The organism is Streptomyces adustus (assembly GCF_009377175.1).
GTDB classification, from domain to species: Bacteria; Actinomycetota; Actinomycetes; order Streptomycetales; family Streptomycetaceae; genus Streptomyces; species Streptomyces adustus.
The window spans coordinates 1-13,012 of the sequence record NZ_VJZD01000262.1 but is presented as its reverse complement, the minus strand read 5'-3'; the positions used below and the strand labels follow the sequence as shown (position 1 = coordinate 13,012).

12 protein-coding genes are annotated in these 13,012 nt (G+C 71.3%); 10 read left to right on the top strand and 2 right to left on the bottom strand.

Annotation, left to right across the window (positions count from 1 at the left end; all coding sequences use genetic code 11):
• Positions 1 to 75: 75 nt before the first annotated feature.
• Both FNH09_RS38655 and FNH09_RS38650 read right to left on the bottom strand, forming a co-directional pair.
• Positions 76 to 1,827 (bottom strand): thiamine pyrophosphate-binding protein, encoded by a 1,752-nt coding sequence (locus FNH09_RS38655; RefSeq protein WP_202919845.1) that lies wholly within the window; start codon positions 1,825 to 1,827, stop codon positions 76 to 78.
• Positions 1,824 to 3,326 carry an aldehyde dehydrogenase family protein gene (locus FNH09_RS38650; RefSeq protein WP_162469745.1) on the bottom strand — a complete coding sequence of 501 codons (1,503 nt, stop codon included), beginning with the start codon at positions 3,324 to 3,326 and terminating at the stop codon, positions 1,824 to 1,826. The genes FNH09_RS38655 and FNH09_RS38650 overlap by 4 nt, the downstream gene beginning before the upstream one ends.
• A gap of 216 nt (positions 3,327 to 3,542) precedes the next feature.
• On the opposite strand from FNH09_RS38650, the gene FNH09_RS38645 reads away from it, so the two are divergent.
• The 10 genes from FNH09_RS38645 to pqqE all read left to right on the top strand — a co-directional run.
• On the top strand, positions 3,543 to 4,310 hold the full coding sequence (locus tag FNH09_RS38645; protein WP_338017818.1) for an IclR family transcriptional regulator: 768 nt from the start codon (positions 3,543 to 3,545) through the stop codon (positions 4,308 to 4,310).
• A 49-nt stretch (positions 4,311 to 4,359) separates the two neighbouring features.
• Positions 4,360 to 5,568: a CaiB/BaiF CoA transferase family protein gene (locus FNH09_RS38640; protein WP_152894548.1), complete on the top strand. Its 1,209-nt coding sequence runs from the start codon at positions 4,360 to 4,362 to the stop codon at positions 5,566 to 5,568.
• On the top strand, positions 5,565 to 6,386 hold the full coding sequence (locus FNH09_RS38635) for a citryl-CoA lyase (protein WP_152894547.1): 822 nt from the start codon (positions 5,565 to 5,567) through the stop codon (positions 6,384 to 6,386). Before FNH09_RS38640 ends, FNH09_RS38635 begins: the two co-directional genes overlap by 4 nt.
• 194 nt (positions 6,387 to 6,580) lie before the next feature.
• Complete coding sequence (locus tag FNH09_RS38630; protein ID WP_152894546.1) at positions 6,581 to 8,728, top strand: outer membrane protein assembly factor BamB family protein; 2,148 nt, start codon at positions 6,581 to 6,583, stop codon at positions 8,726 to 8,728.
• Between the two features lie 132 nt (positions 8,729 to 8,860).
• Entirely contained in the window at positions 8,861 to 9,841 is a 981-nt protein-coding gene (locus tag FNH09_RS49660) for a ThuA domain-containing protein (RefSeq protein WP_152894545.1), read from the top strand.
• An 80-nt stretch (positions 9,842 to 9,921) separates the two neighbouring features.
• Positions 9,922 to 10,053, top strand: a complete 132-nt coding sequence (gene pqqA, locus FNH09_RS47310; protein WP_162469744.1) for a pyrroloquinoline quinone precursor peptide PqqA — start codon at positions 9,922 to 9,924, stop codon at positions 10,051 to 10,053.
• 11 nt (positions 10,054 to 10,064) lie between these two features.
• The gene (pqqB, locus tag FNH09_RS38620; RefSeq protein WP_162469743.1) at positions 10,065 to 10,964 is read left to right on the top strand and encodes a pyrroloquinoline quinone biosynthesis protein PqqB; all 900 of its coding nucleotides are present in this window, start codon (positions 10,065 to 10,067) and stop codon (positions 10,962 to 10,964) included.
• Positions 10,961 to 11,728, top strand: a complete 768-nt coding sequence (pqqC, locus tag FNH09_RS38615) for a pyrroloquinoline-quinone synthase PqqC (RefSeq protein WP_152894543.1) — start codon at positions 10,961 to 10,963, stop codon at positions 11,726 to 11,728. The genes pqqB and pqqC overlap by 4 nt, the downstream gene beginning before the upstream one ends.
• The gene (pqqD, locus tag FNH09_RS38610) at positions 11,721 to 11,984 is read left to right on the top strand and encodes a pyrroloquinoline quinone biosynthesis peptide chaperone PqqD (RefSeq protein ID WP_338017817.1); all 264 of its coding nucleotides are present in this window, start codon (positions 11,721 to 11,723) and stop codon (positions 11,982 to 11,984) included. Before pqqC ends, pqqD begins: the two co-directional genes overlap by 8 nt.
• Positions 11,981 to 13,012: pyrroloquinoline quinone biosynthesis protein PqqE (gene pqqE, locus FNH09_RS38605; protein ID WP_152894541.1), on the top strand; the 1,032-nt coding region annotated here is incomplete at its 3' end. The genes pqqD and pqqE, both read left to right, overlap by 4 nt.

The window sequence follows — 13,012 nt, the reverse complement described above, 5'->3', positions numbered from 1 at the left end:
GGCAGGGGGTGGGGGGAGGCGACGCGGACCCCGCCGGCCCGTGGTGTCGGGGCCGGCGGGCGGTGCGGGTGCGGATCAGGCGCTGTCGGCCGGGAAGCGGCCGGCGTAGATGTCCTTGATGTTCCAGTGCCCCGGGGTGGGCACCGGCTCGTTGACCATGGGTACGTCGAGCACGGCCGGGCGGCGGCGGGCGACGGCGTCGTCGAGGGCCTTGCGCAGGTCGCCGGGTGCGTTGACGGTGTAGCCGTCGGCGCCGCAGGACTCGCCGTACCGCGCGAAGTCCGGGCTGTAGGGCCGGCCTTCGGCGTCGGTGAACTCGCAGCCGTAGGACCGCCCGAAGGACGAGGCCTGGAGGTCGGCGATGGTTCCGTGAGCGCGGTTGTTCATCACCACGAAGACGACGGGCGCGCCCTGTTCCACGGCCATCGGTACCGCGGGCAGTTGGGCGCTCATGCCGCCGTCGCCGATGAGGGCCACCACGACGCGCTCGGGGTGGGCGATCTGCACGCCGACGGCGGCGGCCGGGCCGAAGCCCATGGTGGAGGCGCCGCCCGGAGTGATGAAGCGGCCCTCCTCGGGCAGTTCGTAGCACTGCGCGACGCCGTTCTTGTTCCAGCCGACGTCCGTGACCAGGATCGCGTCGTCGGGCAGGGCCTCGCGCAGGTCGGTCAGGATGCGCTGGGGCCGCAGCGGGAAGTTGTCGCTGCGCCCGGCCTCGCGTGCCGCGTCGAACACACCGGTGCGTGCGGCCGCGATGCTCTCGCGCAGGCCGGGACGGGAGACGGGCGCGCTTCGGCGGGCCCGGACCGCCGCGCCGATCTTCTCCAGGGCGAGTTCCACGTCCGCCACGGCGCCGATGTGCACGGGGTAGTTGCGGCCGATCTCGGCGGGGTCGATGTCGATCTGGAGCAGCCTGCTCGGCGGGAAGTTCCAGGTGTACGTCGCGTCCCAGGAGCTGGCGTCGGTCTCGGCGAAGCGGGTGGCCAGGGCCAGGACGACATCGGCGCCCTTGGTGTGTTCGTGGGTGCTGTCCAGTCCCCAGAAGCCGGGCATGCCCAGCAGCAGGGGATGACGGTCGGCGACGACGCCCTTGCCCATCAGGGAGTGGGCGAGGGGGATGTCGAGGTGTTCGGCCAGTGCCAGCAGCTCGGCGCGGGCGCGCGGGCCGCGCAGACCGCCGCCGAAGTAGATCAACGGGCGTTCGGCGTCCAGCAGTTCACCGGCGATCCGGTCGGCGGTCGCCTCGTCCAGGCCGGGTCGGCCGAGGTGTCCGGGCAGTGGATGGCTGCCGTCGTAGGGCGCGACCGGCCGGTTGAACAGGTCCATCGGAACATTGACCAGCACCGTGCCGGGCCGGCCGCTGACGGCGGTGAAGAAGGCGCGTTCGGTGACGCGCGGGAGGTCCTGGACCCGCTGCACCTCCCAGGTGCGCTTGCAGAAGGGCCGGTAGATCGCGGTCTGGTCGGCGTCGGCGTGGAGGTTGACCTCCTGGTGCGGGTGACGGCCGTAGTAGTAGGAGGGGATGTCGCCGGTGATGACGACCAGCGGTACGGAGTCCAGGGCGGCCGTGGCGACGCCGGTGACGGCGTTCATCATGCCCGGACCCACATGGGTGAGCAGGACTCCGGGACGGCCGGTGGCCCGGGCGTAGCCGTCGGCCGCGTGGGCGGCGGCCTGCTCGTGGCGGGCGATCACGAACTCGATGCCGCTCGGGCCGAGGGCGTCGAGGAGGGCGATGTTGGTGTGCCCACAGGTGCCGAAGACGTACTCCACGCCGTAGGACTCGAGTTGGGCGACGAGGGCCTCGGCGGCGGTCACGGGGGTCACGGGGTCTCCTTGGGCAGCTCGCGGGCGTCGCCCCAGACGGACAGTCCCCGCAGGACGAGGGTCTTGACGACGGTGTAGTCCTCGATGAGCCACCGAGGGGCCTCGCGGCCGAAGCCGGAGTCCTTCACCCCGCCGAACGGCACGTGGTCGAGACGGAAGTTGGAGGTTCCGTTCACGATCAGTCCGCCGACCTCCAGGCGTCGCCAGGCGGTGAGGACGCGGGTGAGGTCGTGGGTGAACAGGCCGGCCTGGAGTCCGTAGCGGCTGGCGTTGCACTGTTCGAGGACGGTGTCGAAGTCGTCGAAGGGCAGCACGGCGACCAGCGCGCCGAACACCTCGTGCACGACCACGGAGGCGTGGGCGGGCGGGTCGGCGACGATGGTCGGGGCGGCGGTGGCGCCGTCGCGGGTGCCACCGCGCAGCACCCTCGCGCCCAGCCGGCGTGCCTCGTCCGCCCAGGCCACCACGCGTTCGGCCGCGGTCTCGTCGACCATGGAACCGACATCGGTGCGCTCGTCGAGCGGATCGCCGACGACCAGTGCGTCGACCGCCGCGGTGAAGGCGTCGAGGAACTCGGCGTAGCGGGAGCGGTGGACGTAGACCCGCTGCACGGAGATGCAGCTCTGGCCGGAGTTGCTGTAGCCGGTGCGGGCGCAGGCCTGTGCGGCTGCCGCGGCGTCGGCGTCCTCGCACACGATGGTGGCGGCGTTGCCGCCCAGCTCCAGGGCGAGCCGCTTGCGGCCCGCGGCGCGGGCCACGGCGGCACCCGTGCCGGCGCTGCCGGTGAAGCTGACGACGCTCACCGGGTCGGCGGCGCACAGGGCGGCACCGACGTCGCCGCCGCCGTGCAGCAGCTGGACCGCCTGGTGGGGCAGGCCGCTGTCGAGGAGCAGGGCGACGACGGCGGCCGAGACGGCCGGCGCCTGCGGCGGGGCCTTGACCAGGGTGGTGTTGCCCGCGGCGAAGGAGGCGCCGAGCTTGTGGGCGAGGAGGTTGGCCGGCGCGTTGAACGGGGTGATGGCCAGGGCCACTCCGGCGGGCGCCCGGTAGGTGAGGGCGGTGTTGCCGACGCCGGTGTGCCAGCCGGCCACCGGCAGCATCTCGCCGTCGATGCGGCGGGCCTCGGCCGCGCAGACGGCGAAGGTGGCGGCCACCCGTTCGATCTCGGTGCGGCTGTCCTTGACGGGTTTGCCCAGTTCGAGCGCGAGAAGGCGGGCGAGCCGGTCGCGGTGGGCGAGCGCGTTGCGTGAGGCGGTCTCCAGGATGTCGGCCCGGGCGACGGGCGCGAGTTCGGCCATCTGCCGCGCGTAACCGTCGGCCCGTGCGATCGCCGTGCCGATCTCACGCTCGGTCGCGGCCGGGGCACGGCTGACGGTGCGCCTCAGGTAGGGGCCGGTGCGGTCCGTGGGTGGTCCTTCGCCGCCCCAGGATCCGGCGAGGTAGGGGAGGGCCTCGACCACGTCGTTCTGGTCGGCGGCCTTGAGGAGGTCTTGCAGCATCAGGTCTCCAGAAAAAACCATCTAGTGGTTTCCATGGACTGCTCTGTGGACTGGCGTGTAACGTACGGGCGCCGAGGGGCCGTGGCAATAGGCCGACGCAAGGAAGTTGAAAACCGGCGGCGGTTTTCGAATGGATCCCCGCTGGTAGAAGCTGTCCGCCTCAGGTGCCGCGCCTGGCGACGGGCCGGGCGGCCGCCCGACGACGAAGGAGAGCGTGTGGACGCGGAGCAAGGACAAGGCGGCGTGCGCAGCGTGCGCCGGGCCCTGGACATCCTGTCGCTGCTGACCGAAGATCAGCCCACCGTCCCGCTCAAGGACATGGTCGACGCGACCGGCCTGCCCAAGACGACCGTGGTGCGCCTGGTCCAGACGCTGGAGCAGTACGGGCTGTTGTGGGCGACACCTGCGGGCTACACGGCCGGACCCGGCCTGTGGCGCTGGGCCCATCTGGCGCACACCAGCTGGGAGTTGCCGCCGGACACGCAGAAACTGATGCGTGAACTGGTCGACCGGCGCGGCGAGACGGCGAATCTGATGATCCGCCGCGACATCCACCGAGTCTGCGTCGCCCAGCAGGAAAGCCCTCAACCGCTGCGGCACGTGGTCCGCGTGGGCGACGAACTCCCGCTGTGGGCGGGCGCTTCGTCGAAGGTACTGCTCATCGGCGCCACCGACGGGCTGCTGCAACGCGTCGCGGCGGCCTCCCCGCACGGCGTGGCACACGTCGAACAGCTGCGCCTGTGGGCGACGGAGGCGGCCGACCGCGGTTACGCGGTCAGCCACGGCGAGCGCGACATCGGCCTCACCGCCGTCGCCGTGCCCATCCGCACCCAGTCGGGCGTGGCGGTCGCCTCGCTCTCACTGAGCGGCCCCAGCGCGCGCATCTCGGAGCAGGACACCGAGGTGTTCGCGGACGACCTGCGCGAGACGGCCGCGCGCATCGCCGCGCAGGGCTTCCACCACTCCCTGGGGCCGCGCACCTAACCAAGCCGGCAGCGGCGCCGCAGCAGGCGCCGCTGGAAGGAGACGTCCTATGCACGTTCGCCCACTGGATGGAATACGCGTTCTGGATCTCACGAACGTGCTGGCAGGCCCCTATTGCAGCTACCAGCTCATGCTCATGGGGGCCGAAGTGGTCAAGATCGAGCGTCCGGGCCAGGGCGATCTGGCCCGGAACCTGGGCCCCGACCCCACCCTGAACAGGGACGGCGTCGGAGCGTCCTTCCTCGCCCAGAACGCGGGCAAGTCGTCACTGGAACTCGATCTCAAGGACACCGCCGACCGAACCCTCTTCGAACGGCTGCTCACCGGGGCGGACGTCCTGCTGGAGAACTTCCGGGCCGGCGTCCTGGCACGCATGGGCTACGACCCGGAGCGCCTCGCCCGGCTCAACGAGCGCCTCGTCTACTGCTCCATCTCCGGCTTCGGGCAGGACGGCCCGATGAGCGACGCCCCGGCCTACGACCAGATCGTCCAGGGCCTCACCGGCATGATGAGCATCACGGGCACGCCCGGGACCGCGCCCCAGCGCGTGGGCTTCCCCGTCTGCGACACCACCGGCGGGCTGATGGCCGCCTTCGCCATCAGCGCCGCCCTCCTGCACCGCGAACGCACCGGGCACGGCAGCCGTCTCGACGTCTCGATGCTGGAGGCGTCCCTGTCCACCATGGGCTGGGCCGTGTCCAACTACCTGGTCAGCGGGATCCCGCCGGAACCGATCGGCGACCAGAACCCCACGGCGGCCCCCTCCGGCACCTTCCGTGCCCTGGACGGACCGATCAACATCGCCGCCAACCAGCAGCGTCAGTTCGAGGCGCTGTGCCGGCTGGCCGGCGCGCCGGAACTGATCACCGACGACCGCTTCAGCGAACGAGAACAGCGCAAGACCCATCGCGACGCGCTCAACACGGCCCTGAACAAGGCACTGTCGAGCCGCCCGGCCGCCGACTGGGAGCGCGAACTGAACGCCGCCGGTGTGCCCGCCGCACGGGTGCTCACCGTGCCCCAGGCCCTGGACCAGCCACAACTGGCCCATCGGAACTTCATCACCGGCCTCGACCACCCAGCACGTCCCGGACGGCCCCTGCACGTCGTCGGCAACGGCGTTCTCGTCGACGGAGAGGCCTTCGGGCCGACCTCTCCGCCACCGCTGCTGGGCGAACACAACGTGCACCGCGAGGAGATCGCGACCAGCTGGGCGGGCGTGGCCCAGGCGTCGGCCGGAGAGGCCGCCGCGTCATGACCGACGCCCATGAAGAAGCCGGTGAGGCCGCCCGCTGGTGGGCCACCGCGGTCAGCCACATCGAGCCCGGCAGCATCGAACTGCGTGACCGGCCGGTGCAGGACCTCATCGGCACCGCAGGCCTGGTCGACATCATCTGGCTGATGCTGCGCGCGGGCCTGCCCACGCCCCGTGAATCGTCCCTGCTCGAAGCCGCGCTGGTCGCAGGCGTCGACCACGGACCCCAGGCCCCCTCCATCGCGGCCGCCCGGATGGCGGCGACCTGCGGAGTCGGCCTCAACAACGCCGTCGCCACCGGCGTGAACATGCTGGGCGACGCCCACGGCGGAGCCGGCCAGCAGTGCGTGGAGATGCTCACCGACATCCGCGACCTGTACGCCTCGCGCGGCAGCTGGCAACAGGCGGCCCAGGAGGTCATGGCCGACTGGCAGAGCCGCTCACGCTACCTGCCGGGCTTCGGCCACCGCTTCCACCCCGTCGACCCACGGCGCGATCCACTGATCGGTCTGGTCCGACAGGCGGTTCGCGACAACGTCGTCGGCGGCGACTTCCTCCACGCCGCGCTCGCCGTCGAGGCCATCCTCGAAAGACGCCGGGCCGGTGCCCGGCCCGTTCCCATGAACATCGACGGAGCCACCGCCGTCATCTACGCCGAGCTGGGCTTCTCCGCCCCGCTCGCCCGCGGCCTGTTCGTCCTGAGCCGCTCGGTGGGCATCCTCGCGCACGCGTGGGAGGAGAGCGGCCAGGGCCGCCGCAACAAGGGCCCGATCCCGCGCAGCGTGCTGCCGGCCCGACTGCCGCAGCCGAAAGACGCGTGAACAAATCGCGCTGCACCCCTTGCCACACCCCGAGGGGATCCCTAACGTAACTTTCCGCCAATCGGCAACCACAGTACGGACCATCCGAACCGTACAGCGGACCATGATCCGCCTCGCACCCTCCTTCCCCCCACCTGAGACTCCGCAGCCCTGCCACTGACGGGTATTTCAGGACTCGTCACGAAAGAGGGACCATGGACAGACGCAGTTTCCTCACCTCGACCGCGGCCGGAACCGCCACCACCGTCGCCCTGCTGGGCGCGGCCCCCGCCCAGGCCGCCTCCGCCGACAACCTGGCGCGGCCGGTACCCGACCAGACCCACGCCGCCACCGGCGCGAACTACCCCAAGGCCGGCGGCAACCTGGGCAACCACAGCTACTCCTCGCTCAAGAGGATCACCGCGGGCAACGTCCACAAGCTCGGCGGCGCCTGGCACATCAACCTGGAGAACGGCTCCACCTCGGCCGCCCAGCAGTGCGCCGTCATCGCCCAGGGCGGCGTGCTCTACCTGGCCACCACCCAGCAGAACGTCTTCGCCGTCGACGGCCGCACCGGCCAGGTGAAGTGGAGGACGAACCTCGGCAGCGAGACCACCAACATGCGCGGCCTGGCCCTCGGCGAAGGCCTCGCGTTCACCATCTCCGGCGACAACAAGGTCTACGCCCTCGACCAGAAGACCGGCGCCGTCGTATGGAGCCGCGAACTGCTGGTCGAGGACCAGGGCAACCCGGACTGCGACCCCGCCTCCGGCCAGTGCGGCGGCAGCAAGGGCGGCCTCGCCGGAGCCGCCGTCTACTGGGACGGCCTGGTCTACATCGGCACCCAGGGCAGCACCGCGGGCGCCCGCGGCCGCGCCTACGCCCTCGACGCCCGAAGCGGAGACATCGCCTGGGTCTTCTGGGGCACTCCGGGGCCGGGGGAGTACGGCCACGACACCTGGGAGGGCGACACCTGGAAGACCGGCGGCGCCGTCTGCTGGATCCACCCCGCCGTCGACCCCGAACTGGGCCTGGTCTACTGGACGTTCGGCAACCCCTATCCGCGCACCGACGGCTCCACCCGCGGCGGCGACAACCTCTTCGCCAACTGCCTGCTCGCCATCGACGCCAAGACCGGCAAGCGGCGCTGGCACTTCCAGTCCGTGCACCACGACATCTGGGACTACGACGGCGTCATGTCCCCCGTGCTCGCCGACATCCTGATCGACGGCAAGAAGCGCAAGATCGTCGTCTACGGCAGCAAGACGGGCATGTACTACATGCTCGACCGTGCCACCGGCAAGCCGGTCCACGGCATGGAGGAGCGGCCGGTGCCGCAGCACGCGGCCCAGAAGACCTCGCCCACCCAGCCCTTCCCCGGCGGCGAGCCGTTCGTCGAGACCGAGCCGCGGCTGGACAAGGCCACCCGGCCCGTGCCCTTCTACCCGACCGGCGGCGCCTTCGAGGTGCACTGGGACCGCGCGACGATCATCTTCCCCGGCGCGGGCGGCGGCGCCGACTGGTCCTCCCCGTCCTTCAGCCACCGCACCGGCCTGGTCTACGTCGGCTACGGCCTCATCAACTCCGCCTACTCCAACACCCACGGCGGCCGCGTCAACACCGCGCGCCCCCTCGGGGAGTACTTCGCCGGCGGCCTCGCAGCCGTCGACCCGCGCACCAACACCGTCGCCTGGCGCCAGGAGGGCGACTGGTCCCTCGCCCACGGCAACGGCGTCCTCAGCACCGCCGGGGGAGTGCTCTTCCAGGGCCGCCCCGACGGCGTGCTCACCGCCCTCGACGACCGCGACGGCAGCGAACTGTGGACCTGGCAGTGCGGTGCCGGCGTCAACACCAACCCGCTGACCTACGAGATCGACGGCGAGCAGTACGTCGCCGTGCTCGCCGGCGGAAACGGCCTGCCCTACCCGGACATCCCGAAGGGCGACCACCTGTGGGCGTTCAGGCTCGGCGGCGGTGTGCAGCCCGCCACCGCGCCCACCCCGCCGTCCAGGCGCAACCAGATCCGCACCGCGGCCGTCACCGGCGAGACCGCCGCGAACACCGTCACCCTCGGCCGGATCTGGGACAACACCAAGAGCGCCCCCGGCACCACCGAGAACCTCGTCGCCCAGAACGCCATGGCCCCACAGCACCTGAGTATCGCCAGGGGCACCACCGTCACCTTCGTGAACCCCCCGGACAACAAGTCCGCACACGGCGCGGTGTCCTTCTTCGAGGCCGAGTTCGACACCGGGCTGCTGATGCCGGGCCAGTCGTACACGTACACCTTCGACACCCCCGGCGAGTACTTCTACAACGACCCGATCGCCCCGCAGAGCACCGGCAAGATCGTCGTCAAGTAGCCGTCCGCCCGCGCCCACCGCGGTCTCGTGGCGGCCGTGCGGCAACCGCGTACGCCCCCGCCGCCTTCCGGCCCCCACCTCTCCCACGAGGCCGCCCCCGCAAGCACGTTCGGAACGACGTAAGGACGCCCCATGACATCCAGACTCCGCATGCGCCCGCTGCACGCGGCACTCACCAGCGCGGCCACGACGGTCGGCATCACCGTCGCTCTGGTGGCCACCGGCACCCTCAGTGTGGCCCAGGGCCGCGTCGGTCAAGGCGCCCAGAACCTGGGCGACCCCGACTACGGCGTGTGCCGCGGCGTGGACGCCCGCTGCTACCACGACTGGGGCAACTTCGACACCACCAAGGGCTTCAAGGTCCTGCTGTACACCCGTACCGCCGGCCCCCGGCACGCCAACCTCGGCCCCGCGCTCGCCTCCGGCCTCAACCCGCCCCTCACCGACGCCAACGTCGTCCAGAACGCCGTGCGCAAGCTGGGCACCGACAACGGCTTCCAGGTCGACTACACCGAGGACGTCAGCCAACTCGCCTCACCCGCGACCCTGTTCAAGTACAACGCGGTCATCTTCTACTCCACCAGCCGCGACACCCTCGACGACGCCGCCCAGACCTCCCTGCGGCAGTACGTCCGCGGCGGCGGCGGATTCGTCGGCGTCCACAACGCGTTCGGCACCGAGTACAACTGGCCCTGGTACGAAGGCCTGCTCGGCAACGCCAACTTCTACGACCACGGACCCGAGCAGTCCGGCACGGTGGAGACCGTCGACCGCAAGGACGTGTCCACCAAGTCGCTGCCGTCCAGGTGGACCTTCTCCGACGAGTGGTACAACCTCGTCCCCGCCCCGACGGACGTACGGGTCCTGGCCAACGTCGACGAGAGCACCCTCGCCAAGGGTGTGACCGGCAACTACAACCACCCCGGCCACGGCGAGAACCACCCCGTCGCCTGGTGCCAGTACTACGACGGCGGCCGGGCCTGGCTGACCACGCTCGGCCACGACGCCAAGGACTTCTCCACCGACGGATCCTTCGCGGGCGCCGCCGAGTTCCAGAAGCTCCTGCTCGGCGGCATCGAATCCGCCATGGGCAAGTCGCCGTTCTGCAAGTGACGTCCGGCCGCCACCGGCCGGCCGCATCCAGGCGCCCACCACGGCGCCGTCAACCCTCCCCACAGGAAGGCAGGTTCATCATGTACGACGAGACAGCCGCCCAGCACCGGGCCGAGCCCGCGGACCGGACCCCCGCGGGCTGGCAGAGCCCCGACTTCACGGTGGTCGACACCGCCCTGGAAGTCACCGCCTACTCGCTGCGCACGAAGTAGCGGACCCCGCCGTGCTGCTGCGCGTCCTCGGCACAGCAGCCGGTGGTGGCGTACCCCAGTGGAACTGCGCGTGCCCCGGCTGCGCCGGGGCACGTCGCCACCCCGCACGCCGACGACTGCACGACGGCCTGGCCGTCCGGTCGGCGCACGCAGGGGACTGGTTCCTCGCCAACGCCACTCCGGACATCGCCGAGCAGCTCGAAAGTCACCCCGGCCTCCGGCCCGACGCCGGCCGGGAACGCACGCCCGTCGTACGCGTCGTCCTCACCGACGCCGAACTCGACCACACCCTCGGCCTGTTCCGGCTCAGAGAGGCGTCCCGAATCGACATCTGGTGCACCCCACCCGTGCACCGGGCGCTGACCGCACGACTGTCCCTCGGCGAGGTCCTTTCCCCCTACACCACGCTGAACTGGCACGAGCTCCCCCTCACCGGCACGGCGAGCCCCGCCGACATCGGCGGCCTCCACCTCGGCGCGGTGCCGCTGTCCGCCAAGCGCCCCCGCTACGCCGCAGACGAACCCGCGCACCCGGCCTGGAGCGTCGCCCTCAGCATCCATGACCCCGCCACCGCGAAGACCGCCCTGTACGCTCCGGCCCTCGCAGCCTGGAGCGACCGTCTCACCGACGCCGTTGCCGAGTCGGACTGCGTCCTCATCGACGGCACGTTCCTGACCGACGACGAGCCCCGGCGCACGGGGTTCTCACGACGCACCGCGTCCGCCATGGGCCACCTGCCCATCGACGGCCCGCACGGCACGGCCCGGCGGCTTCGAGGAAGCGGCAGGCAGATCCTCTACACCCACCTCAACAACAGCAATCCCCTGGTGGACCCGGACGATCCCGCACACGAACGGCTCGCCGGCCTCGGCCTGGGCGTCGCCGCAGACAGGACGGTGGTGCACCTATGACCACGACCACACCCGACAGCGCGCTCCTCACCCACCGGCACGGCACCGACGGCGATCCGGGACCCTGGAGCGCGGACGAGCTGGAACGCCGGCTGCGCGCGCTGGCGGCCGGCCGCTACCACGACCGCCACCCCTTCAACCAGCGCATGCACCGCGGCCGACTGGCACCGGCCGAGCTGCGCACCTGGGTCGCCAACCGCTTCTACTACCAGTGCAACATCCCCGTCAAAGACGCCCTGATCCTCAGCAAGCTGCCCCTTCCCGCGCAACGCCGTTCCTGGCTGCGACGTATCCAGGACCACGACGGGCACACCGACGGGGACGGCGGCATCGAGAGATGGCTCCAACTCGGTGAGGCCGTCGGCCTGCGGCGCGCCGAACTGCTCGACCAGCGCCACCTGCTGCCCGGCGTCCGGCTCGCCGTGGACGGCTACGTCAACTTCTGCCGCAACGCCGGTGTTCTGCAAGCCGTCGCCTCGTCCCTGACCGAACTCTGCGCCCCGTCGATCATGCTGACCCGCCTGGAGACATTCCCCGTCCACTACCCCTGGATCAAGTCCGCCGGCCTGTCCTACTTCCGAGGCCGCGTCCCGCAGGGCCGCCGCGACGGCAGCGAAGCCCTGGGCTGGGTACGCGACTGGGCCCGCACCAGCGAACAACAGGAACAGGCACTGGCCGCACTGTCCTTCAAGTGCGATGTCCTGTGGAGCCTGCTCGACAGCGTGCAAGGGGCCGCCGGCCGTCAGGACCACCGCAGTGCATGACACGGCCACCTGGCGACCCCGCCTCGCGGCCGCCGCCCTCCTGCGCCATGACACCGTGCGCGACGCCGACGTCCTGCTCCTGCCCGAACGCGTCATCGTCCTGCACGGCTCCGGCCGGGCCGTACTCGACCTCGTCGACGGCACCCGCACCGTCGACGAGATCGTCACTCTCCTCGCGCCGGACCACGCCACGTACATCCGCGACGAGGTCGTCTCGTTCCTGGACAAGCTCCACACGGAAGGCTGCCTGCGATGACGGCTCCCGTCCCACCACCCTGGGCACTGCTGGCCGAGCTCACCCACGCCTGCCCGCTGCACTGCGCCTACTGCTCCAACCCGCTGGAACTGACCCGCCGGTCGCGGGAACTCACCGCCGACCAGTGGGCCGACCTCTTCCACCAGGCGGCACGGCTCGGCGTGCTGCACACCCACCTCTCCGGCGGCGAACCCCTGCTGTGCAAGGACCTCGAACAGATCACCCGCTCCGCGGTGGAGGCGGGCCTGTACACCCAGTTGGTCACCAGCGGAGCGGGTCTGTCGGCCGAACGGCTCGACGCCCTGGTGGACGCCGGCCTGCACAGCGTCCAACTGTCCGTCCAGCACGCCGACCCACGCCGGTCCGACGAACTCGCCGGCCATCCCGCCTTCGCCGCCAAACGGCAGGCCGCCGCGCTCGTCGAGGAACGCGGTCTGCCCCTGGGCATCAACGTCGTCCTGCACCGGCACAACCTGGACGCCCTGGAAGCACTGATCGAACTCGCCGTGGCCTGGAAGGCGGACCGCATCGAGCTGGCCAACACACAGTTCTACGGCTGGGGGCTGCTCAACCGGGCCGCCCTCATGCCCAGCCGCGAACAACTGGCCGCCGCCGGAGAACAGGTGGAGGCCTGGCGCAAGCGCCTCCGCGGCACCCTCGACATCACCTGGGTGGTCCCCGACTACTTCTCCGGCACACCCAAGCCCTGCATGGGAGGCTGGGGTGCGGTCTCCCTGACCGTCGCGCCGGACGGGACCACCCTTCCCTGCCCGGCGGCGGCAGCACTGACCGGACTGGACGCGCCCAACGCCGCCGACCGGTCGCTGCGTTGGATCTGGGAGGAATCACCCGCCTTCAACGCCTACCGCGGCACCGACTGGATGCCGGACCCCTGCCGCGGCTGCGTACGCCGGACCGAGGACTTCGGAGGGTGCCGCTGCCAGGCCTTCGCCCTCACCGGCGACGCCGCCCGTACCGATCCCGCCTGCTCACTGTCCCCGGACCACGACGCCCTGATCGCCCTCACC

Excerpts from the sequence above, each read along its gene's own strand:
- FNH09_RS38650 (WP_162469745.1), bottom strand. The coding sequence starts at position 3,326 with ATGCTGCAAGACCTCCTCAAGGCCGCCGACCAGAACGACGTGGTCGAG.
- FNH09_RS49660 (WP_152894545.1), top strand. The coding sequence starts at position 8,861 with ATGACATCCAGACTCCGCATGCGCCCGCTGCACGCGGCACTCACCAGC.
- FNH09_RS38640 (WP_152894548.1), top strand. The coding sequence starts at position 4,360 with ATGCACGTTCGCCCACTGGATGGAATACGCGTTCTGGATCTCACGAAC.
- FNH09_RS38630 (WP_152894546.1), top strand. The coding sequence starts at position 6,581 with ATGGACAGACGCAGTTTCCTCACCTCGACCGCGGCCGGAACCGCCACC.
- FNH09_RS38635 (WP_152894547.1), top strand. The coding sequence starts at position 5,565 with ATGACCGACGCCCATGAAGAAGCCGGTGAGGCCGCCCGCTGGTGGGCC.
- pqqA (WP_162469744.1), top strand. The coding sequence starts at position 9,922 with ATGTACGACGAGACAGCCGCCCAGCACCGGGCCGAGCCCGCGGACCGG.
- pqqC (WP_152894543.1), top strand. The coding sequence starts at position 10,961 with ATGACCACGACCACACCCGACAGCGCGCTCCTCACCCACCGGCACGGC.